The sequence below is a fragment of the Cupriavidus sp. DB3 genome (assembly GCF_020418465.1).
Taxonomy (GTDB): Bacteria; Pseudomonadota; Gammaproteobacteria; order Burkholderiales; family Burkholderiaceae; genus Cupriavidus; species Cupriavidus cauae.
In genome coordinates this window covers 613,227-635,144 of sequence record NZ_JAIZPL010000003.1, presented here as the reverse complement: position 1 = coordinate 635,144, position 21,918 = coordinate 613,227, and the positions used below count along the sequence as shown (strand labels likewise).

The 21,918-nt window shown below is 68.9% G+C and carries 22 protein-coding genes; 16 read left to right on the top strand and 6 right to left on the bottom strand.

Going from position 1 to position 21,918, the window contains the following annotated elements; translation table 11 throughout:
• Positions 1-284 precede the first annotated feature (284 nt).
• From K7G19_RS12420 to K7G19_RS12390, 7 genes are all read left to right on the top strand, one after another.
• The gene (locus K7G19_RS12420) at positions 285-1,058 is read left to right on the top strand and encodes an alanyl-tRNA editing protein (protein WP_226107684.1); all 774 of its coding nucleotides are present in this window, start codon (positions 285-287) and stop codon (positions 1,056-1,058) included.
• A 5-nt stretch (positions 1,059-1,063) separates the two neighbouring features.
• A complete protein-coding gene (locus tag K7G19_RS12415; protein ID WP_187829123.1) occupies positions 1,064-1,717 on the top strand; it encodes a LysE family translocator in 654 nt (217 codons plus the stop codon).
• Between the two features lie 192 nt (positions 1,718-1,909).
• Positions 1,910-2,881 (top strand): DMT family transporter, encoded by a 972-nt coding sequence (locus tag K7G19_RS12410; RefSeq protein WP_226107682.1) that lies wholly within the window; start codon positions 1,910-1,912, stop codon positions 2,879-2,881.
• Between the two features lie 33 nt (positions 2,882-2,914).
• Positions 2,915-3,370 carry a RidA family protein gene (locus K7G19_RS12405; RefSeq protein ID WP_149316979.1) on the top strand — a complete coding sequence of 152 codons (456 nt, stop codon included), beginning with the start codon at positions 2,915-2,917 and terminating at the stop codon, positions 3,368-3,370.
• A 103-nt stretch (positions 3,371-3,473) separates the two neighbouring features.
• Positions 3,474-4,661, top strand: a complete 1,188-nt coding sequence (locus K7G19_RS12400) for a PLP-dependent aminotransferase family protein (RefSeq protein ID WP_150084892.1) — start codon at positions 3,474-3,476, stop codon at positions 4,659-4,661.
• Positions 4,662-4,708: 47 nt separating this feature from the next.
• On the top strand, positions 4,709-5,353 hold the full coding sequence (locus K7G19_RS12395) for a glutathione S-transferase family protein (protein ID WP_149316977.1): 645 nt from the start codon (positions 4,709-4,711) through the stop codon (positions 5,351-5,353).
• Between the two features lie 367 nt (positions 5,354-5,720).
• Positions 5,721-7,397: an L-lactate permease gene (locus tag K7G19_RS12390; RefSeq protein ID WP_150084893.1), complete on the top strand. Its 1,677-nt coding sequence runs from the start codon at positions 5,721-5,723 to the stop codon at positions 7,395-7,397.
• Positions 7,398-7,623: 226 nt separating this feature from the next.
• On the opposite strand, the gene K7G19_RS12385 is transcribed toward K7G19_RS12390, so the two are convergent.
• Complete coding sequence (locus tag K7G19_RS12385) at positions 7,624-8,898, bottom strand: SUMF1/EgtB/PvdO family nonheme iron enzyme (RefSeq protein ID WP_150084894.1); 1,275 nt, start codon at positions 8,896-8,898, stop codon at positions 7,624-7,626.
• A gap of 220 nt (positions 8,899-9,118) precedes the next feature.
• The gene (egtD, locus tag K7G19_RS12380; protein WP_149316974.1) at positions 9,119-10,060 is read right to left on the bottom strand and encodes an L-histidine N(alpha)-methyltransferase; all 942 of its coding nucleotides are present in this window, start codon (positions 10,058-10,060) and stop codon (positions 9,119-9,121) included.
• 34 nt (positions 10,061-10,094) lie between these two features.
• On the opposite strand from egtD, the gene K7G19_RS25085 reads away from it, so the two are divergent.
• From K7G19_RS25085 to K7G19_RS12360, 4 genes are all read left to right on the top strand, one after another.
• Positions 10,095-10,307, top strand: coding sequence for a hypothetical protein (locus K7G19_RS25085; protein ID WP_150084895.1), 213 nt, complete (start codon positions 10,095-10,097; stop codon positions 10,305-10,307).
• A 588-nt stretch (positions 10,308-10,895) separates the two neighbouring features.
• The gene (locus K7G19_RS12370; protein WP_149316973.1) at positions 10,896-11,594 is read left to right on the top strand and encodes a TerC family protein; all 699 of its coding nucleotides are present in this window, start codon (positions 10,896-10,898) and stop codon (positions 11,592-11,594) included.
• A gap of 169 nt (positions 11,595-11,763) precedes the next feature.
• A complete protein-coding gene (locus K7G19_RS12365) occupies positions 11,764-12,558 on the top strand; it encodes a thymidylate synthase (protein WP_226107491.1) in 795 nt (264 codons plus the stop codon).
• Positions 12,555-13,046: a dihydrofolate reductase gene (locus K7G19_RS12360; protein WP_149316971.1), complete on the top strand. Its 492-nt coding sequence runs from the start codon at positions 12,555-12,557 to the stop codon at positions 13,044-13,046. Before K7G19_RS12365 ends, K7G19_RS12360 begins: the two co-directional genes overlap by 4 nt.
• 119 nt (positions 13,047-13,165) lie before the next feature.
• On the opposite strand, the gene pmbA is transcribed toward K7G19_RS12360, so the two are convergent.
• Positions 13,166-14,536, bottom strand: coding sequence for a metalloprotease PmbA (gene pmbA, locus K7G19_RS12355; RefSeq protein ID WP_226107489.1), 1,371 nt, complete (start codon positions 14,534-14,536; stop codon positions 13,166-13,168).
• Between the two features lie 111 nt (positions 14,537-14,647).
• On the opposite strand from pmbA, the gene yjgA reads away from it, so the two are divergent.
• Together yjgA and mog are read left to right on the top strand one after the other, a co-directional pair.
• Positions 14,648-15,262, top strand: coding sequence for a ribosome biogenesis factor YjgA (gene yjgA, locus K7G19_RS12350; RefSeq protein ID WP_370639531.1), 615 nt, complete (start codon positions 14,648-14,650; stop codon positions 15,260-15,262).
• Complete coding sequence (gene mog / locus K7G19_RS12345; protein ID WP_226107486.1) at positions 15,259-15,927, top strand: molybdopterin adenylyltransferase; 669 nt, start codon at positions 15,259-15,261, stop codon at positions 15,925-15,927. The genes yjgA and mog overlap by 4 nt, the downstream gene beginning before the upstream one ends.
• Before the next feature lie 133 nt (positions 15,928-16,060).
• On the opposite strand, the gene K7G19_RS12340 is transcribed toward mog, so the two are convergent.
• A complete protein-coding gene (locus K7G19_RS12340) occupies positions 16,061-16,942 on the bottom strand; it encodes an AEC family transporter (RefSeq protein WP_226107484.1) in 882 nt (293 codons plus the stop codon).
• A gap of 166 nt (positions 16,943-17,108) precedes the next feature.
• Entirely contained in the window at positions 17,109-17,798 is a 690-nt protein-coding gene (gene orn / locus K7G19_RS12335; RefSeq protein WP_150084898.1) for an oligoribonuclease, read from the bottom strand.
• Between the two features lie 220 nt (positions 17,799-18,018).
• Between orn and K7G19_RS12330 the strand changes: the two genes are divergently transcribed.
• From K7G19_RS12330 to K7G19_RS12320, 3 genes are all read left to right on the top strand, one after another.
• Entirely contained in the window at positions 18,019-19,266 is a 1,248-nt protein-coding gene (locus K7G19_RS12330) for a M48 family metallopeptidase (protein ID WP_150084899.1), read from the top strand.
• Positions 19,263-20,261 carry a ribosome small subunit-dependent GTPase A gene (gene rsgA, locus K7G19_RS12325; protein WP_226107482.1) on the top strand — a complete coding sequence of 333 codons (999 nt, stop codon included), beginning with the start codon at positions 19,263-19,265 and terminating at the stop codon, positions 20,259-20,261. The genes K7G19_RS12330 and rsgA overlap by 4 nt, the downstream gene beginning before the upstream one ends.
• A gap of 75 nt (positions 20,262-20,336) precedes the next feature.
• Positions 20,337-20,642 (top strand): putative signal transducing protein, encoded by a 306-nt coding sequence (locus K7G19_RS12320; RefSeq protein WP_149316964.1) that lies wholly within the window; start codon positions 20,337-20,339, stop codon positions 20,640-20,642.
• Between the two features lie 148 nt (positions 20,643-20,790).
• On the opposite strand, the gene K7G19_RS12315 is transcribed toward K7G19_RS12320, so the two are convergent.
• Positions 20,791-21,783, bottom strand: coding sequence for a CobD/CbiB family protein (locus tag K7G19_RS12315; protein WP_149316963.1), 993 nt, complete (start codon positions 21,781-21,783; stop codon positions 20,791-20,793).
• Between the last annotated feature and the right edge of the window lie 135 nt (positions 21,784-21,918).

Below are 21,918 nucleotides of genomic sequence, written 5' to 3'. Positions count from 1 at the left end.
CAACCTTGTCTAACATCGACCCACGTTGAAAGCCTGCCGGGCATCACCTGACGGCCGGCGCCAGCCTGTCCGGGCGGCACCGCCATGCCGGGACAGGCGGCCGCACCGGTACAGGCCCAGAGGCACCGCCGACCCAATAGCGATACCCGAGCCGATACCCAGGCCGATGCCGGCGATACCCGCGATACTCGCGATACCGCTGATATCCCGCGGTATCCGCCGATATCCGCCGATATCCGCGATTTCCCGCAGAACAAAGGAGACTCCCGATGTCCGACACCCTGTTGCCGCCGACGCGCAAGCGCTTCGACGAGGACGCCTATCTCGACCGCTGCAGCGCCACCGTGCTGGCGGTACTGCCCGAAGGCATCGTGCTCGACGAAACGGTCTGCTACGCGCGCAGCGGCGGCCAGGCCGGCGACACCGGGACCCTGACGCTGGCCGACGGCAGCACGATCGCGCTGGCCGAGACCCTTTACGCGGCCGACCGCAGCGTGATCCTGCACGTGCCCGCGCCGGACCAGGCGCTGCCGGCGCTGGCCCCGGGCGACCGCGTCACCGTGGCGATCGACTGGGCGCGCCGCCATCGGCTGATGCGCCTGCACACCTGCCTGCATCTGCTCGGCTCGCTGATCCCGGTGCCGGTCACCGGCTGCAACATCAACCCGGACACCGCGCGCATCGACTTCGACCTGCCCGAATCGACGCTGGACAAGGCCGATCTGACCGAGCGCCTCAATGCGCTGATCGCCGCCGATACGCCGGTTCGCATCGACCGCATCACGCCGGAGCAGCTGGCGGCCGAGCCGGACCTGGTGCGCACCATTGGCGCGGCACCGCCGGCGGGCACCAGCCAGATCCGCATCATCGAGATCCCCGGCATCGACCGCCAGCCCTGCGGCGGCACCCATGTCGCCGCGGTCGGCGAGATCGGCCCGGTGGTGGTGAGCAAGATCGAGAAGAAGAGCCGCACCAACCGGCGCGTGGTGGTGAACTTCGCCGAAGCGGCCGATCAGGCGATGATCTCCGACGCCGGTCCGGCGCGTGCCGCGGCATGAGCCCGATGCCGATCGATGCGGCCCTGCCCGCCTGGCTCGCCGGCCTGTCCGTCACGCAGTTTGCCGCGCTGCTGTCGCTGATGACGGTCGGCCTGTTCACGCCCGGCCCCAACACCACCATCGCCGCGGTGACCGGCGCCAACTTCGGCCTGCGCGCGACGCTGCCGCACTGCATCGGCGTCGCGCTCGGCTTCGCCAGCATCCTCGCGCTGTGCGCGGCAGGGGTCGGTGCGCTGATCGTCGCCAGCCCCGTGCTGGCCACGATCGTCCATCTGGCGGGCGTCGCCTACCTGCTGTGGCTGGCCGCGAAGATCGGCCGCAGCGCCGCGCTCAGCGACCGGCAGGTGCTGGCGCCGCTGTCGGTCTGGCAATCGGTGGCGCTGCAGTACGCCAACATCAAGGCCTGGATGCTGGCGCTGGCGATCGCCGCCTCCTACATGTCCGGGGCCGAGTCGCCGCTGCAGCGCGGCCTGCTGGTGTGCGCGGTGTTCGGCGTGTTCGGCTTCCTCAGCAATGGCGCCTACGGCGCAATGGGCGCGTCGCTGCGCCAGTGGCTGCAGGTCGGCCAGCGCATCCGCTGGTTCAATCGCGCGATGGGGCTGGCGCTGGCCGCGACCGCGCTGTGGATCGCCTTCGCGGGGCGGCCGGCGATGCCGTAGCGCACGCAAAAGCCGCCGCAAGAACAGCGCACAAGCACAGCCGCACAAGAACAGTCGCTCAAGAACGCCACCGAACACAGTCCCTGCCAGAACAGCCCGCATAAACGCCCGCAAGACCACCCGCAAGAACGCCACCAGGACCCTGCCATGACGCAACGCGACACCGCCGCGCCCTGTCCCTCGCGCGCGGCCATGCCCGCCGAGGCCCCCAGCGGCGGCATGCTGCTCGGCTTCATCGGCGTGGCGATCTTCAGCCAGACGCTGCCGTTCACGCGCATGGCGGTGGCCGAGCTCGACGCCACCTTCGTCGCGCTGGCCCGCGCGCTGGTGGCGACGCTGCTCGCGCTGGCGCTGCTGTGGCAGCGCGGCGCGCTGTCCGCGGCGCGCCGTCCGCGCGGCGGCCAATGGTTCCGGCTGGCCGTGACCGCGCTCGGCGTGGTGATCGGCTTTCCGCTGTTCTCGTCGCTGGCGATGCGCGAGGTGCCGGCCAGCCACGGCGCCATCGTGATCGGGCTGCTGCCGCTGGCCACCGCGGTGTTCGCCGCCTGGTTCGGCCGCGAGCGGCCGTCGATCGCGTTCTGGGCCGCGGCGCTGGCCGGCAGCGCGCTGGTGGTCGGCTTCGCGCTGTGGCAAGGCGCCGGCGCGCTGCAGCACGCCGACTGGCTGCTGTTCGCCGCGATGGTGCTGGGCGCGCTGGGCTACGCCGAGGGCGGCAAGCTGTCGCGCGAGCTCGGCGGCCTCGAGACCATCAGCTGGGCGCTGGTCGTGTCGCTGCCGGTGGTGCTGCCGACGGTCGCCTGGATGGCCGCGCAGACGCTGCCGCAGATCGCCGCCGCGTCGGCGCGCGCATGGCTGGGCATGGCCTACGTCTCCCTCTTCTCGATGTTCATCGGCTTCGTCTTCTGGTACGCCGGACTGGCGAAAGGGGGCGTGGCCCGCGTCGGCCAGATACAATTGCTGCAGCCGTTCATGACGCTGGCCGGCGGCGCCTTGCTGCTGGCCGAGCCGCTCGACGCGCCGACCATCGGTTTCGCCGTCGCGGTGATCGCGGTGGTGGCGCTGGGGCGCCGGACCGCAGTGCGTGCCGCGCCCGGGTCCGCCACGTCGGCCACGTCGGGCCCGTCCGCTGCGTCCGTGGGCCTGCCGCCCGCACGATCCCGCTGAACCCTCACGAACTCTCGCACAACAGGAGTCTGCATGTCCGTCTATGACACCCTCGCCCGCCTGGGCATCGAACTGCCGACCGCCGGCGCCCCCGCCGCCGCCTACGTGATGGCCGCGCAGACCGGCAACACGGTCTTCCTGTCGGGCCATATCGCCCGCAAGGACGGCAAGCCTTGGGTCGGCAAGCTCGGCGACCAGCTGGGCACCGAAGAGGGCAAGGCGGCGGCGCGCGCGATCGCGATCGACCTGCTGGCGACGCTGCACGCGCACGTCGGCGACCTGAACCGCGTGACGCGCATCGTCAAGGTGATGAGCCTGGTCAATTCGACGCCGGACTTCACCGAGCAGCACCTGGTCACCAACGGCTGCTCCGAGCTGCTGGCCGAAGTGTTCGGCGACAAGGGCAAGCATGCCCGCAGCGCGTTCGGCGTCGCGCAGATTCCGCTGGGCGCCTGCGTCGAGATCGAGATGATCGTCGAGGTCCAATAAGGCCAGCCCCAACTTTTCAGGCGTGCGCGCAGCGCGCATCGCCGCACCGATTTGACCGACATCGCGCGGCGCCGCCGCGCGAGAACCACACCAAGAGACCATCATGCATTGGGCCATCTCCCGCCGGGCGCAACAACTGACCAGCTCGGCCATCCGCGAAATCCTCAAGGTCACCGAGCGTCCGGAAGTCATTTCGTTCGCCGGCGGCTTGCCGTCGCCCGCGACCTTCCCGGTCGCCGCGATGGAACAGGCGGTGGCCCGTGTATTCGCCGACAATCCGCACGCCGCACTGCAGTACACCGCCACCGAGGGCTATCTGCCGCTGCGCGAATTCATCGCGCGCCGCCATGGCGTCGATGTCGAGCGCGTGCTGATCACCACCGGCTCGCAGCAGGCGCTGGACCTGCTGGCCAAGGTGCTGATCGATCCGGGCAGCCCGGTGCTGGTCGAGACGCCGAGCTATCTCGGGGCGCTGCAGGCCTTCTCGCTGTTCGAGCCCGAGTTCGTCTCGTTGCCGAGCGACGACCAAGGCCTGCAGCCCGAGGCGCTGACCGCCGAGCTGACCGCCGGCGCGCGCTTCCTGTACGCGCTGCCGAACTTCCAGAACCCGACCGGCCGCCGCATGCCGCTGGAGCGCCGCCAGGCGCTGGTGCAGCGGGCGCGCGAACTGAACGTGCTGCTGATCGAGGACGATCCCTACGGCGAGCTGAGCTACACCGGCAACCAGCTGCCCACGCTGCTGTCGATGAACCCGGACGGCGTGATCTACATGGGCTCGTTCTCGAAGGTACTGGCGCCCGGCCTGCGGCTGGGCTACGTGATCGCCCCGCCCGAGCTGCATTTCAAGCTGTGCCAGGCCAAGCAGGCCTCCGACCTGCATACGCCGAGCTTCACGCAGCGCGTCGCCTACGAAACGATCCGCGACGGCCTGCTCGATACGCATATCCCGACCATCCGCGAGCTCTACGGCAACCAGTGCCGCTACATGCTCGATGCGCTGGCGCGCCATATGCCGGCCGGCGTCAAGTGGAACCAGCCCGAGGGCGGCATGTTCATCTGGATGTCGCTGCCGGAAGGGCTGGACAGCATGGCGATCCTGCAGGAAGCGGTCAAACGCAACGTCGCCTATGTGCCCGGTGCCCCGTTCTTCGCCACCAATCCGCGGCAGAATACGCTGCGGCTGGCCTTCGTCACGGTGCCGCCCGAGCGCATCGAGCAAGGCGTGGCGATCCTTGGCAAGCTGTTCGCGGAGGCCATCGCGGCGCAGGCCGGCCACGCCAAGGCGGCCTGATCCGGCGCTGACTGGCCACGGCACCAACCAGAACAAGGAAGACCAATATGTTGCGCATCTGGGGCCGGCTCTCTTCGATCAACGTCCAGAAGGTCGTCTGGTGCGCGCGCGAACTGCATCTCGATCACGAGCGGATCGATATCGGCGTCACGCGCGGCGACCTGGATACCGAGGCCTACGTCCGCCTGAACCCGAACCGGCTGATCCCGGTGATCGAGGACTTCCGCGGCACCGATATCGGCGGCGAGCCGTTCGTGCTGTGGGAATCGAATGCGATCGTGCGCTACCTGTGCGCGCAGTATGGCGAAGGCACGCTGTGGCCGGAGGACGTGCGCACCCGCGCCTCCGCCGACCGCTGGATGGACTGGCAGAACACCGCCTTCACGCCGGCCATGGTCGACGCCTTCGTGCAGACCGTGCGCACGCCGGCGGAGCGCCGCGACGCCGACGCGATCGCCCGTTCGATCGCGCGGGCCGAGCCACTGGCCGCCCTGCTCGACAAGGCGCTGACCGGGCGCGAATTCATCTGCGACGACCGCTTCAGTATGGCCGACATCTCGCTGGCCTGCGCCGCGCATCGCTGGATGGGCATGCCGATCCAGCGCGAGCCGCGCCCCGAGCTGGAGCGCTGGCTGGCGAAGATGCGCGCGCGGCCCGCCGCGTCGGGCATCCTGGTGCTGCCGCTGGCTTGAACACCTCCGATGGCCCCGGCGCTGGCGCCGGGCCAGCCGCCGGAACACCATCTCCGCAGCGGTTCCCTCCCCCGCAGTTGTTCCTTCCCCGCCCGCCGTGCCGGCAAGCAGACATTTCCGTTCCGCAACAATTGGAGTACGCTGCACACCGGACGCGCGCCCCGGGCAAACCCTGATTCCTGAATCCGGTTCACGCCCATCGTGACGCGATGTATCGCGGGTGACCTATAGCCGTCCTTAAAATCCTTCGCTTGCTCGTGCGCGAAGCTTGGGTCACCCCTGCGCGTCCCTGTCGTGCGCAGGCAAACCGGCGAGGATCGCCCGCAGAAGGATGGCTCGCCGGCCCATCACTGAGGAGGATTCAATCGTGTGGAGTCAAGTCTACGACCCGCTCGGCAGCATGGCCCTGTCCACGCTCGCCGCGGGCGTGCCGGTCGCGGTGCTGTTGGGCGCGCTGGCGTTCTTTCATTTGCAGGCCCATCTGGCCGCCGGCCTGGCGCTGGTGGTCGGCATCGTGGTCGCCTCGGCGATCTTCGGCATGCCCGCCGCGATGGCCGGCAAGGCCGCCGGCCTGGGCATCGCTTCCGGCCTGTTCCCGATCGGCTGGATCGTGCTGAACATCATCTTCCTGCACCGGCTGACCACGCTGAACGGCTCGTTCAAGGTGCTGCAGGGCTCGATCGCCGGCATCACCGAGGACAGGCGCCTGCAGCTGCTGCTGGTGGCGTTCAGCTTCGGCGCCTTCTTCGAGGGCGCGGCCGGTTTCGGCACGCCGGTGGCAGTGACCGGCGCCATCCTGATCGGCCTGGGCTTCTCGCCGCTGGCCGCGTCGGGCCTGGCGCTGATCGCCAATACCGCGCCGGTTGCCTACGGCGCGCTCGGCTCGCCAATCATCGCGCTGTCGGCCGTGACCGGCCTTGACCTGCTCGACCTGTCGGCGATGATCGGCCGCCAGCTGCCGCTGTTCTCGGTGCTGGTGCCGTTCTGGCTGATCTGGGCCTTTGCCGGCTTCCGCGGCATGCTTGAAGTCTGGCCCGCCATCCTGGTAGCGGGCGTCAGCTTCGCGATCCCCCAGTTCCTGGTGTCGAACTACCACGGTCCGTGGCTGGTGGACGTGATCGCCGCGCTGGTGTCGATGGGCTCGCTGGCGCTGTTCCTGAAGGTCTGGAAGCCGAAGAAGATCTGGACCACCACCAAGATCCTCGGTCGCCACGACGAGTCGAAGGTCGACGATCCCGAGGCGGTCGCCGCCGAGGCGCGCGCCAACGCCGCTGCCGCCGGCATCTCGACCGCCAAGGCGTGGATGCCCTGGGTCATCCTGACCGTGTTCGTCTTCATCTGGGGCGTGCCGCAGATCAAGAAGGCCTTCGACGCGATCTGGTCCTGGAAGTATGCGATCCCGGGCCTGGACAAGGCCGTGCTCAAGGTGCCGCCGGTGGTGCCGCAGCAGGTCGCCGAGGCCGCGGTGTTCAACTTCAACGTGCTGTCGATGGCCGGCACCGGCATCCTGGTCGCTGCCGTCGTCGGCGGGCTGCTGATGGGCTATTCGGTGCCGCGCCTGCTGCGCGAGTACTGGAACACCATCAAGCTGGTGCGCTACTCGCTGCTGACGATCTGCGCGATGTTCGGCGTCGGCTACCTGACCCGCTATTCGGGCCTGGACGCGACGCTGGGCCTGGCCTTTGCCCACACCGGCGTGTTCTACCCGCTGTTCGGCACCATGCTGGGCTGGCTGGGGGTCGCGCTGACCGGTTCGGACACCGCGTCGAACGTGCTGTTCGGCGGCCTGCAGAAGACCACCGCGGAGCAGCTTGGCCTGTCGCCGGTGCTGATGGCCTCGGCCAACAGCTCGGGCGGCGTGATGGGCAAGATGATCGACGCACAATCGATCGTGGTGGCCTCGACCGCGACCAAGTGGTACGGCCACGAGGGCGACATCCTGCGCTACGTGTTCTTCCACTCGGTCGTGCTGGCGATCCTGGTGGGCCTGTTCGTCACGTTGCAGGCCTATGTGGATCCGTTCACCCGCCTGGTGATCCACTGATCCACTGATCCACTGATCCACTGATCCACTGATCCACTGATCGACCGACGGCGATGCCGTTCTCGCGCAAGCGGGACGGCAAGTCCGGCAACGAAAAAAGCCCCGCTTCGGCGGGGCTTTTTCATGGCGGGACGATCCGCGTCGCCGGTGCTTCGCCGCTTCGTCGCCGGTTCTTCGGGGCGTTACGCACTCGGAGCGCCCACAGTGCTCAAAGCGCTGACAGCGCTCACAGCGCGCAGGTACGGAACCCCACGAAGGCCGCGTCTTCCTCGGGCGCCAGCGCCAGCCGCGCGCGCGCATGGCGCAGCCGCGTGGGCCCCACGAAGCAGGCGCCGCGCACGGCCTGGCAAAGGCCGAACCGCGCCTGCATCTCGCTGTCGCCGGGACCCGGGTGCGAGGGCACGTCGGCGAAGCCGGCATAGGGCTCGTACGGCGTCGCGGTCCATTCACGCACCATGCCCCAGCGGAAGCCGCCGCGATTCTGCACCGCGGCCATCTCCCACTCGGCCTCGTCCGGCAGGCGGCGGCCGGCCCAGGCGCACCAGGCCTGCGCCTCGTACAGCGTCACGTGGCGCACCGCCTCGTCGGGATTGAGCGTGCGCAGCGTGTCGAAGCGCTGCGCCATCCAGGCGCGCGTCTGCGCATGGCGCTCCCAGTAGCGCGGCGCCGAGCGCTCCTGCGTCATCAGCCACTGGCGGCCGGCGGGCGACCACCAGTTGGGCCGCTCGTAGCCGCCGTCGTCGACGAATTCCAGGTATTGCGCGTTGGTGACCGGCGCGGCGTCGATCTCGAAGGCCGGCACATAGGTCGGCTGCGCGGGCAGTTCGTCGGGCATCGCGAAGCCGTCCGGCTCGCCCCAGCCCTGCGTGAAGCGGCCGCCGGGAAACTGCAGCGTGCCGGCGTCGGGCACGCTGACCGGCGGGCGGGTCAGCGCGGGATCGTCGGGCGCCATCGCCAGCGCCTGCAGCAGCGCCGCGATGCGCTCGATCTGCGCGTCCTCGTGCTGCAGGGCCCGGCGGAAGGGATACAGCGTGTCGTCGCCATCGTCGGGCAGCAGCGCGATCCGGCGCAGCACCGCGTCGAGCACCGAGGCCGCGTAGTGCTTCAGCGCGGCGACGTCGGGCAAGGCCACTTCCCAGCGCGCATCGGGGCCGATGCGCTCGGGATCGAACCATTCGTCGGCGCCGTCGAGCAGCGCCGGCGCGGCCGGCACCGGCAGCAGCACGCCGGCGCGCTCCTGCCATTGGACGTCGCGCAGGCACCACCATTCGGCATGCCAGGCGAGATGGCCCAGCGTCCATAGCGGTGGATCGGCATCGTACTGGCGCGGCACGATCCAGCCGCGGCGGGCCGCGCCGAACGCGGACAGCCAGGCCAGCGTGCGGTTGCGGCTGTCGACCAGCGCCTGCGCCAGCCCCTCGCGCGGCAGGCGCCGCGCGTCGCTCCAGTCGTGCCGGCCGCCGGTGAAATACAGATCGGGAAGCATGGTGAAGCCGCTCATCGGATTGCCCGTCTCGTCAAACGCCGCTGGAAAAACCGCTCGCAGCGCGGGCGGCATGTCAGCGGACATTATGACACCGCGGCTTTTCCCTTCCCCGGGCGCGCCTTTGGCGCCGGGCCTTCGCCTCACCCTCAGGCCCGTCAAGCGCGTCGAGACCCTCAGGGCCGTTGAGACCTCAGGCGCAGTGGGGCCATCGGGCCCGGTGAGACCATCACCCCCGTCAAGCCGGCACCCGCGCGTGGAACACCGCGAACCATTGCCGCGCGTCGGTCCAGCACACCGGATCGGCAAAGCCCGCTTCCTCGAGCAGCGCGGCGAAGCCCTCGACGCGGTACTTGTGCGAGTCCTCGGTATGGATGCGCTCGCCGGCATGGAAGGCGCGGCCGCCGCCGGTCCAGTGGACCTCGACGTCGCGCACCGCTTGCAGATGCATCTGGATACGCGAGCCCTGCCGGTCGAAGCTGGCGACATGGCGCCAGTCGGCCAGCGCGAAGTTGGCGTCGATCGCGCGATTGACGTTGCGCAGCACGTTGCGGTTGAACGCCGCGGTCACGCCCAGCGCATCGTCGTAGGCCGATACCAGCTGCGCCTCGTCCTTGAGCAGGTCGACGCCGATCAGCACGCCGTCGCCCTGGCGCGCCGCGGCGCGCAGCCGCTGCAGCAGCGCCAGCGCGGCGTCGGGCGCAAAGTTGCCGATGCTCGAGCCCGGATAGAAGAACAGCCGCCGGCCCTGCCGGATCGGCGCCGGCAGCGCGAGCGGCGCGCACAGGTCCGCGCCCAGTCCCATCATCGGAATCTGCGGATGCTGCTGTTGCAGGCCGGCCAGCGTGTCGCGCAGGAACTCGACCGAGATATCGAGCGCGACGTACTGGGCGGGGCGCAGCACGCCGAACAGCCGCGCAGCCTTCTGGCAATTGCCGGCGCCCAGGTCGATCAGCACGCCGCCGCTGCCGCAGCGCGCGCCGATCGCGGTGGCATGCGCGGCGAAGATCTCGGCCTCGGTGCGGGTCGGGTAGTACTCGGGCAAGGCGGTGATGGCCTCGAACAGCCGCGAGCCCAGCACGTCGTAGAAGTGCTTGGGCTGGACGCTGGCGTGCGGCGCCAGCAGGCCGTCGATCAGGTCGGCGCGCTCGGCCTCGTCGTCGTGGCGGTACTGCTGCACGAAGGCGAGCGGATCGCCGAAACGCGAGCGGGCTTTGGCGAGGGACGAAGCCGCGGCGGCGGCCCCGTTGGTGGTTGGAGAAGACGACGACGAAGAAGGGGCTGAAGAAGAGGACGAAGAAGGGGACGAAGAAGACGAGGACGATGAAGAAGCGGCGCGCGGTCCGGATCCATTGTCCTGGCGAAGGCGGCGCGATGGCATACCGATGGAATCAGCCGGCATGGAGTTCTTCCTTCTGGTCGGTTGATGTGGCTGGATGTGGCTGGATGTCACTGGGCACTGCACAACCCCGAACCCCCGGCACACCGCCGCGGCAAGCGGCCGGTGCGGGCAGAAGGACGCGCCGCCATCGCTGTCCGGCGGCGCATCGGCCACTGCCGATCCGGTAAGGATAGGCGCTATCGGGCCCCTCTGCCTGCCCGGCTGCCTCCGACACGCCGCGTGGCGGCCCTCGCCGCACCGCCACCGTGGCCCCGCCGTGGACCCCGCGCGATCGCCCCGGGGCCACGCGCCATGGCCCGCCGCGAGGGTAAACGCCATTTGCCGCAAAGGCGACAATCGCCATGGACCTCGTTTATAATCCGTGCCCAAGCAAGGCCGACCACGGCCAAGCCCCTTCAAAGGGGAGTAGCTCCAGGGCAGCCCGCCCTTAGCACAATCGTCATTACGAGCGCCGCGTCCCCATTGCGGCCTCCGGTTGTGCTGACCGTACCGGCGAATCGCCGGTCGGTCGAGCAAGACCTTTGCAACCTGGATTCATGGTTTGCAGAGGCTCCCGTCCGCGGCTGCATGACTCCAGGCGAACCTGTATTTCACGTTTCCAATAGGAGAGTTCATGGAGTGGCTTACCGATCTGTTCACGATGCAGTTTCTGACGGCACTGCTGTCGATCGTCGTCATCGACCTGGTGCTCGCTGGCGACAATGCCATCGTGATCGCGCTGGCGGCGCGTAATCTGCCGCCGCATCTGCAAAAGAAGGCCATCGTCTGGGGCACCATCGGCGCCGTGGTCGTGCGTTCGGCCATGACCATCGGCGTGGTCTGGCTGCTGAAGATCCCTGGCCTGATGCTGGTCGGTGGCCTCGCGCTGGTGTGGATCGCCTACAAGCTGCTGTCGGACGAAAACGGCGAGGACGAGCACGGCGCCCCGGCGACCACGCTGGCCGGCGCGATGAAGACCATCATCATCGCCGACGCCGTGATGGGCGTCGACAACGTGCTGGCCGTGGCCGGCGCCGCGCACGGCAGCTTCCTGCTGGTGGTGCTGGGCCTGCTGATCAGCATCCCGATCGTGGTCTGGGGCTCGCGCCTGGTGCTCAAGCTGATGTCGCGCTACCCGGTCATCATCTACCTGGGCGCCGGCGTGCTGGCCTTCACCGCGGCCAAGATGATCCTGGGCGAACCGCTGGTCAAGCCGTTCTTCGCCGCCAACCCGGCGCTGGCATGGCTGCTGTATGCCGTGATCATCGGCGGCGTGCTTGGCGCCGGCTATCTGGTGCAGAAGCGCCGCGCACCGGCGGTCGAAAGCCAGTAAGCAGCACGCTCGCTTCCCGCCCGCGCGGGAATGACGAGATCGGATCAAGGGGCGGCTCCACAGGGGCCGCCCCTTTTTTCATGCCGGCGCCCGTTCGAGGCGCATCGGCTAGAATGACGGCCTGGCCCGCAAGCCGCCGCGCTGCGGCCCTTTTTCCTTTCCGACGCCGATGAAACAGTATCTCGACTTCATGCGCCATGTGTACGAGCATGGCACCGTCAAGGCGGACCGCACCGGCACCGGCACGCGCTCGGTGTTCGGCTATCAGATGCGCTTCGACCTGCGCGAAGGCTTCCCGGTGGTCACCACCAAGAAGCTGCATCTGAAGTCGATCATCTATGAGCTGCTGTGGTTTCTGCAGGGCTCGACCAATGTGCGCTGGCTGCAGGAAAACGGCGTCACGATCTGGGACGAATGGGCCGACGAGAACGGCGAGCTCGGCCCGATCTACGGCTACCAATGGCGTTCGTGGCCCGCGCCCAACGGCGAGCACATCGACCAGATCGCCCAGCTGATCGAACAGATCCGCGGCAATCCGGATTCGCGCCGGCTGATCGTGTCGGCCTGGAACGTCGGCGACATCCCCCGCATGAAGCTGCCGCCCTGCCACGCGTTCTTCCAGTTCTACGTGGCCGACGGCCGGCTGTCGTGCCAGCTGTACCAGCGCAGCGCCGACATCTTCCTCGGCGTGCCGTTCAACATCGCCAGCTATGCGCTGCTGACGCACATGATCGCGCAGCAGACCGGCCTCGAAGTCGGCGATTTCGTCTGGACCGGCGGCGACTGCCACATCTACAGCAACCACGAGGAGCAGGTGCGCACGCAGCTCGCGCGCGAGCCGATGGCGCTGCCGAAGCTGCAGATCCTGCGCAAGCCCGATTCGATCTTCGACTACCGCTACGAGGACTTCGCGCTGGTCGGCTACGAATCGCATCCGGCCATCAAGGCCCCGGTCGCGGTATGACGCTGCTGACGTTGATCGTCGCGCGCGCGCGCAACGGCGTGATCGGCCGCGACAACACGCTGCCGTGGCGGCTGCCCGAGGACCTCGCGCACTTCAAGCGCACCACGATGGGCGCGCCGGTGATCATGGGCCGCAAGACCTGGGAATCGATCGGCCGGCCGCTGCCGGGCCGCCGCAATATCGTGGTGAGCCGCAATGCGGGACTGCGGCTGGAAGGCGCGGAAACCGCGTCCTCGCTCGAGGATGCGCTGCGCCTGTGCGTCGGCGTCGAGCAGGTCTTCCTGATCGGCGGCGCGCAGCTCTATGCCGAGGCGCTGCCCAGCGCCGACCGGCTGATCGTCACCGAGATCGACGCCGATATCGAGGGCGATGCCCACTTCCCCGAGATCGATCCGCGGCGGTGGATTGCCACCGAGCGCGAGCGGCATCATTCGGAGTCGAACGGCTTCGACTATGCGTTCGTGACGTACGAACGGGCGCCGGAGTAAGCAGCAGCCAGAATCGGCCAGCGCTGAAGCGAGCGCACTGGCGATAACGATACTCCCTCTCCCGCATGCGGGAGAGGGGAGAACACCGCCGGCTTCGCTTGAGCGAGCGAGCTTTCCGCTCAATTCCCCGCAATCGTCATCTGCTCGATCAGGATCGAGCCGGTCTCCTTGGTGCCGCGCACCAGCGTGTCGGCGCCGATCGCGACGATCTGGCGGAACATCTCCGCCATGTTGCCGGCGATCGTGATTTCCTCGACCGGATACTGAATCACGCCGTTCTCGACCCAGTAGCCCGACGCGCCGCGCGAATAGTCGCCCGTCACGTAGTTGACGCCCTGCCCCATCAGCTCCGTCACCAGCAGGCCGGTGCCCAGCTTGCGCAGCATCGCCGGGAAATCGTCGCCCGGCTGCGTCAGCTTGCTGGTCAGCGCCAGGTTGTGCGAACCGCCGGCATTGCCGGTGGTCTGCATGCCGAGCTTGCGCGCCGAATAGGTCGACAGGAAATAGCCTTCCACCACGCCGTCGCGCACCACGTCGCGGGCGCGGGTCTTGACGCCCTCTTCGTCGAACGGCGCGCTGCCCATCGCGCCCGGCACGTGGGGACGCTCGTGGATGTCGATATGCGGGGCGAATACGGCCTTGCCGAGCGTGTCGTACAGGAAGGTCGACTTGCGATAGAGCGCGCCGCCCGATACCGCCTGCACGAAGGCGCCCAGCAGACCCGCCGCCAGCGGGGCCTCGAACAGCACCGGGCAGCGGCGCGTCGACAGCTTGCGCGCATGCAGCCGCGCCAGCGCGCGTTCGGCGGCGTAGCGGCCGATCGCCTCGGGCTCGGCCAGCGCTTCGGGCGCGCGCTTGGACGAATACCAGTCGTCGCGCTGCATGCCGCTGCCGCTGCCGGCGATCGGCGCGCACGAGACGAAATGGCGCGAATACGGATAGCCGCCGACGAAGCCGCGCGTGGTGGCCAGCACGAACTGCGAATGCTGCGCCGACACGCTGGCACCATCGCTGTTGCGGATGCGCGGCGACACCGCGAAGGCCGCGGCCTCGGCGCGGCGCGCGATCTCGATGGCCTGCTCGGCATCGATGGCCCAGGGGTGGAACAGGTCCAGGTCGAGCGGATCGCGTTCGAGCAGTTCCTCTTCGGCCAGCCCCGCGCAGTCGTCCTCGGCGGTGAAGCGCGCGATGTTGTAGGCCGCCTCGGCGGTGGCGCGCAGCGCGGCCGGGGAGAAGTCCGAGGTGCTGGCATTGCCGCGCCGCTTGCCGATCATCACGGTCACGCCGACCACCTTGTCGCGGTTTTGCTCGATCGTCTCGACCTCGCCCTTGCGCACCGAGACCGACAGGCCGCTGCCCTCGGAAATCTCGGTGGCGGCATCGGTGGCGCCCAGTTCGCGGGCGACGCGCAGCACATCGGCTGCCATTTCGCTCAGTTGCGCCTGGGTGTAGGTGAAGTGGACGTTCTGGTCGGTCATGAGATCGGACATGCGTAAGTCTGGCGTAGGTCGGGCGTGGGAGGGGCGATTCCGGCGTCGGGCCGGAAGCCGGGGAGGCAAACGAAACCCAAACGGGAATCATAGCAAGATAAAATGCCGCCCATGACGCGACATCCCCGCCACTCCCCCGGCGCCGGCTTTCCCGGCGCCTTCGCCCCCGAGCCCGACGACGACTCGCCCAAGAGCAAATCGCAGCGCAAGCGCGACATGCATGCGCTGCAGGACCTGGGCAGCGAGCTCGAGGCGCTGCCCAAGGACCGGCTGGCGCGCGTGCCGATGCCCGAGGTGCTCGAGGACGCCATCCGCGAGGCCCGCCGCATCACCAGCCACGAAGGCAAGCGCCGCCAGATGCAGTATGTCGGCAAGGTGATGCGCGGCCTGAACGACGACGAGATCGACGCGATCCGGCGCGCGCTGGACGGCTTCAAGGGCACCAGCAAGGCCGAGACCGCACGGCTGCATCTGATCGAGCGCTGGCGCGAGCTGCTGCTCAAGGACGACGAGGCGCTGACGCGCTTCCTCGCCGAGCATCCGGCCGTCGACGTGCAGGCGCTGCGCAGCCTGATCCGCAACGCGCGCAAGGAGCAGCAGCTGTCCAAGCCGCCGCGGCACTTCCGCGAGCTGTTCCAGGCCATCAAGAGCGCGCTGGAGGCACGCGAGCAGCCCGGCTCGGCCGCGGCCGAGCCCTCACCCGGACAGGACCAGGAGCCAGCATGAGCGACCCCACCCAAACCCTCAGCCAAGCGAGCAGCCAGCCGATCACCCAACCGATCGCCCGCCGCCATCCCGACGAGCTGCTGGTCGGCTTCGTGTCGATCTCGGACCGCGCCTCCGCGGGCACCTATCAGGACGAAGGCATCCCCGCGCTGCGCGACTGGTTCGGCCGCACGCTGACCTCGCCGTGGCAGGGCGTCGAGCGGCTGATCCCGGACGAGCAGGCGCAGATCTCGCGCACGCTGATCGAGCTGGTCGACGTGGCCGGCTGCGACCTGGTGCTGACCACCGGCGGCACCGGCCCGGCGCGCCGCGACGTGACGCCCGAAGCCACGCTGGCGGTCGCCACCAAGGAGATGCCGGGCTTCGGCGAACAGATGCGCCAGGTCAGCCTGCATTTCGTGCCGACCGCGATCCTGTCGCGCCAGGTGGCCGTGATCCGCGAGACGCCGAGCCATGCGGCGCTGATCATCAATCTGCCGGGCCAGCCGCGCGCGATTCGCGAGACCCTCGAAGGGCTGCGCGGCGACGACGGCAAGCCGCTGGTGCAAGGCATCTTCGCCGCGGTGCCGTACTGCATCGACCTGATCGGCGGGCCCTACATCGAGACCGACGAGGCCGTGGTCAAGGCCTGGCGGCCCAAGCACGCGATCCGTCCGTCCAGGTAGCGAGCCCCGGGCCCCTCTCCCGGCGCCTCTGTCGCGCGTCGGAGGGAGAACACCAAGGGCGCTTGCTACCCGCTCCTTCCTTCCCCGCTTGCGACAGCGGGGTTGGCGGAGAGGGCCTGCAGGCCAACGCCCTCTACCGCAGTCCCAGATACAACCCCACCGGCACGAACACCACCGCCGCGATATTGCCCAGCAGCACGATCGAGGCCACCTGGTCCGGCTCCTGCCGGAAATGATCGGCCACCAGGAAGTTCAGCACCGCCGGCGGCAGCGCGGCAAAGACGAACAGCAGCCCGCGCTGCAATTCAGTCAGCGGCACCACCGCCGCCAGCGCCAGCGCGCAGGCGATGCCGGTCAGCGGGCAGATCACCGCGCCGGCGAGCCCCATGCCCCAGTTGCGCAGATTGACGTCCTTCATCCGCACGCCGAGCGCGAACAGCATCAGCGGCACGGTGGCGTCGCCCAGCAGCTTGATCGACTGGTAGACCGGATCGGGCAGCGCGAACCACGGGCGCATCAACGACAGGGCCACGCCGGCGATCGTCGCCAGCACCATCGGGTTGCGCGAAATCTGCGCCAGCGAGGCATGGCGGTTGACGATCTTCAGCCCCAGCGTGAAGTGCATCAGGTTGGACGCCGCGAACAGCGCCACGGCCGGGGCCAGCCCGGCCGGCCCGAAGGCGAACACCGACAGCGGCAGCCCCATGTTCCCCGAGTTGTTGAACATCATCGGCGGCACGAAGGTGCGCGGGTCCGCGCCCATCAGCCGCGCCGCGCCCAGCGCGAGCAGGCCCGAGCCGAGCACCACGCCGACCGCGCAGGCCAGCAGCGCGACCTGGTCGGCCAGCACGAACTCCTTGCTGACGAAGGCCGACACCACCAGCAGCGGCGCGATCACGTCCAGCGTGGCGCGATTGATGCCCGCCATGTCGGGATGGGCCTTGCGCCCGTACAGCCAGCCGACCAGGATGATCAGGATGACGGGCGTGATGATCGAGACGATGCGCTCAAGCATGGCGGGATGGATGTAGGTGGGACGAGTGCCGGTGGACGAGTGAGGGCAATGGCGAGCGGGACGAAACCGGCGGCGGCATCATCCGCCGTCCCCGCGCAGGCGGGGACCAGCGGCTCGCGGCAGGTCGCTGGGCCCCGCATCCAAGCGGACGACGAACCGGGAAGGATCAGGCGCCGCCGGTAGAGGCGGCCGTGCCGCCCGCGTCCGCCGCGCCCTGCTCCGCCTGCTGGCTGCTGCGAATGAAATGCGTGCGGTAGTAGCGCAGCTCCTCGATCGACTCGAGGATGTCGGCCAGCGCGGTATGCAGCTGCCGCTTGATGAAGCCCTTGTGGATCGCCGGCTCCCAGCGCTTGCACAGCTCCTTCAGCGTCGACACGTCGAGGTTGCGATAGTGGAAGAAGGCCTCGAGCTTGGGCATGTAGCGCGCCATGAAGCGGCGGTCCTGGCAGATCGAGTTGCCGCACATCGGCGACTTGCCGGCCGGCACCCAGCGCTTGAGGAAGGCGAGCAGCTCGGCCTCGGCCTGGGCCTCGGTCAGCGTCGAGGCCTTGACCTTGTCGATCAGGCCCGAGCGGCCATGGGTGCCCTTGTTCCAGTTGTCCATCGCGTCGAGCACGGCGTCGTCCTGATGGATCACCAGCACCGGGCCCTCGGCGAGGATATGCAGCTCGGAGTCGGTGACCACCACCGCGACCTCGATGATGCGGTCGTTCTCGGGCGACAGCCCGGTCATCTCCATATCGAGCCAGACCAGATTGTTTTCGCTCTTGACCGACTTGACGGCGGGCGTGGCGGAAGCCGGGGCCGGGACGGAGGCGGGAGCGGGTACGGAGGCGGCGGTGCTGGAGCTTGTCATCGGACTGCGTGAGGATCGGGAAGCGGGAGGGATCGAAAGAACCGGACTCATCGGATGATCGGAATGATCGGAATCTTCGGAACATCCGGTACGGACGATCGCGACCGGACGGCGGCACGAATGGGCTGCACGAATGGACAGCACGGACGGCGGCCCGGCGCGAAGACATATAATTCTCGCATATCGATGGCACTAGACCGCCCCACAAGGCAAGGACCCGATGTTCACGCTGCTTTTTCTCGTCGCCCTGGTGGTGATGGTGCTCACCAAACTCTGGCTGGCCGCGCGCCAGGTTCGCCATGTCGGCCTGCATCGCGACACCGTGCCGCCCCGCTTCGCCGACACCATCTCGCTGGCCGCGCACCGCAAGGCCGCCGACTACACGATCGCCCGCACGCGGCTGTCGATGCTCGAAGTGCTGGCCGGCGCCGCCGTGCTGATCGGCTTCACGCTGCTCGGCGGCCTGCACTGGCTGAACCAGTTCTGGTACGGCACCTTCGGTCCCGGCTATGCCTATGGCGTCGCGCTGATCGCCAGCGTCGCGCTGATCGGCGGGCTGGCCGAGCTGCCCTTCACGCTGTACGCGCAGTTCGGCATCGAGCAGCGCTTCGGCTTCAACCGGATGACGTGGCGGCTGTGGCTGCTCGACACCATCAAGATGCTGGTGGTGGCCGCGGTGCTGGGCCTGCCGCTGCTGCTCGCGGTGCTGTGGCTGATGGACCGGACCGGACCGTGGTGGTGGCTGTGGACCTGGGTGGTGTGGATGGCCTTCAACCTGGTGCTGCTGGTGATCTTCCCGACCTGGATCGCGCCGCTGTTCAACAAGTTCGAGCCGCTGACCGACGAGACGCTGAAGCAGCGCATCGAGGCGCTGATGCGCCGCTGCGGCTTCGCCAGCAAGGGCCTGTTCGTGATGGACGGCTCGCGCCGCAGCGCGCACGGCAACGCCTATTTCACCGGCTTCGGCGCGGCCAAGCGCATCGTCTTCTTCGACACGCTGCTGTCGCGGCTGAACGCCGACGAGATCGAGGCCGTGCTTGCGCACGAGCTCGGCCACTTCAAGCGGCGCCATATCGTCAAGCGCATCGTCGTGACGTTCGCGCTGAGCCTGGCCTTCCTCGCGCTGCTGGGCTGGCTGTCGACGCAGGCGTGGTTCTACACGGGCCTGGGCGTGCTGCCGAACCTGATGTCGGACAGCCATGCGCTGGCGCTGGTGCTGTTCTTCCTGACGCTGCCGGTATTCACCTTCCTGCTCGGACCGCTGTCGAGCCTGACCTCGCGCCGGCACGAGTTCGAGGCCGATGCGTTCGCCGCCGAGCACGCCGACGCCGGCCATCTGGTATCGGCGCTGGTCAAGCTGTACAAGGACAATGCCTCGACGTTGACGCCCGATCCGCTCTACAGCGCGTTCTACTACTCGCACCCGCCCGCGGCGCAGCGCATCGACCGGCTGCTGGCGCACGCATGAACCGCCCCGCCCGACAACGAGGCGGCGCCGCCGCCGGCCGCGGCGTGCTTGGCGCATTGCCAGGCGCATCGACGCGCGAGTCAAAACGAGACACCGCGCTGATCGTCGCCGCGCACGGCCGCCATTATGTGATCGAGCTCGACGATGGCGAGCGCACGCGCATGCATGCGTTTCCGCGCGGCAAGAAGAGCGAATGCGCGGTCGGCGATCGCGTGCGCGTCGAGCGTGCCGCGGCGGACCAGTGCGTGATCGTCGAGGTCGAGCCGCGCCGCAATCTGCTGCATCGCTCCGACCAGTTCAAGTCCAAGCTGCTGGCCGCCAATATCGACCAGGTGGCGATCGTGCTGGCGACCGAGCCCAGCTTCTCCGAGGACCTGCTGGGCCGCGCGCTGGTTTCCGCCGAGGCGCTGGAGATCGCGCCGCTGATCCTGCTGAACAAGACGGACCTGACCGAACGGCTGGAGGAGGCGCGTCGCCGGCTGACGCTGTACCGCCAGCTCGGCTATCGCACCGTGGAGCTGTCGGTGCACGGCAACCCCGAGGACGCGCTGGCGCAGCTGCGCCCCCTGACCGCCGGGCGCGCGACCATCCTGATCGGCCAGTCCGGCATGGGCAAGTCGTCGCTGCTGAATCTGCTGATTCCCGGCGTGGAGGCGCAAACCCGCGAGATCTCGGCCAAGCTCGATTCGGGCAAGCACACCACGACGTTCACGCGGCTCTACCACCTGCCCGACGACTGGGGCCAAGGCGGCAGCCTGATCGATTCGCCCGGCTTCCAGGAGTTTGGCCTGCACCATCTGTCCGAAGGGATGCTCGAGCGCGCCTTCCCCGAATTCCGCCCGCGGCTGACCGAATGCCGCTTCTACAACTGCCACCACATCAACGAACCGGGGTGTGGCGTGCTGGCCGCGGTGGACGCCGGCGGCATCGCGCCGCGGCGGCATCAGCTGTATCTGCAGCTGCTGCACGAGTCGCGGCAGCAGAAGCCGTGGTAGGCAAGCCGTAGGGGTCTCTCCCCTCTCCCCAACCCCGTGCTAAGGTGTCCCGCATCCCCACTGCCGGTGACGCCGATGAAACTGCTGCTGTCGACGCCCTCGCTGGTGCATGCAGCCCACTGCCGCAATCTGCTGCTGGCGGCGGGCATTCGCGCGCAACTGCGCAATACCTGGCTGGCCGGGGCGACCGGCGATATTCCGTTTCAGGAGAGCGCGCCGCAGGTGTGGCTGCTCGACGATGCGCGCGAGGAGGAAGCGTGGGCGGTGCTCGATGCCGCCGCCAATCCGGCGCCGGGGCCGCGCTGGCGCTGCACGCGCTGCGGCGAATGGCACGAGGCGCAGTTCGGCGCCTGCTGGCAGTGCGGCAGTCCGCGGCCGTGAATCGGCGGCCGTGAGCCTCAGCCCTGAACCGCAGCACTGAGCCGGGGCACTGAGCCAAAGCGCCGAGCCGGGGCACTGTATCCGCAGCCATGAACCGGGACACTGAACCGCGGCCCGGGCATGGGCCGACTGCTCTGGCTGCCGACCCTCAGCCGACCCAGCTCGCCAGCGACAGCATCGCCAGCAGCAGCATCCACAGCACCACCGCGCGCCAGACCAGCCCGACCGCCGACTGCAGCGCCCGCACGCCGGGATCGGCGCCAAGTTCGGGCGCGGCCGGCTCGGGCACGCCGTCGTCCTCCATGCCGGGCGCATAGTCGAACGCGGCGCCGGTGCCGGGGCTGGCCAGCACCACGCTGGTGTCGTCCTCGGGCAGCGGCGTGCCGAGCCGCACGCCGAGCGCGCCGCCCCCGCTGGCCAGCAGGATGCCGTTGGTCTCGTCGCGCCACTTGCGCGCATGGTTGCGCCAGGCGTAGACGGCGTCCTCGAAGTTGCCGACGATCGCAAAGCCGATCGCCGTCAGCCGCGACGGGATCCAGTCCATCAGATGGAAGGCGCGCGCCGCGAAGCGGCCGAAGGCCGGGCTGCGCTCGGACGACGGCAGGTTCCACTGCCGCGACAGGTATTCGGCGACGCGGTACAGCACCACGCCGGCGGGGCCGATCGGCAGCAGGAACCAGAAGAACACCCCGAACACATGCCGGTGCACGGCGACGATGGCCGCCTCGAGCGTGTGGCGCACGATCTCGCTGATCGGCATGTCGACGGTATCGAGCCCGGTCCACTCGTGCAGCAGCGCGCGGGCGGTGGCCGGATCGTCGCGATTGAGCGCGTCGTGGATATCGGTGAAGTAGTGGCTGAACTGGCGGAAGCCCAGCGTCAGGTACAGCAGCAGGACGTTCCAGGCGAGCGTCAGCGCCACGCTGATGGTGGCCAGCAAGTGATGGACTACGAGCGCCGCCAGGGTCAGCGGCAGCGCCACCGTCATCCACGCCAGCGCCGCGTCGCGCGGCCGGCCGGTGTCGAAGGCGCGCTCGGCCCGTTCGGCGAGCGCGCGCACCATTTCGTGAATGGGATTGTTGCGGCCCAGGGCGCGGAACTGCTCGGCGATCAGCGCAAGAAGGACGGAAACGAAGGTCATCTCGGGTCGAAAATAGGCGGCGAGGCGAGCTGCCGGGGCGTCCCGGACCATGTGCCGGTCCGGGCGCTTATCTATAGCGAGAAGATAGCACAGCGCTTCCGCCTGCCCTGCCGGGCGGGACTTTGCGTTACATCT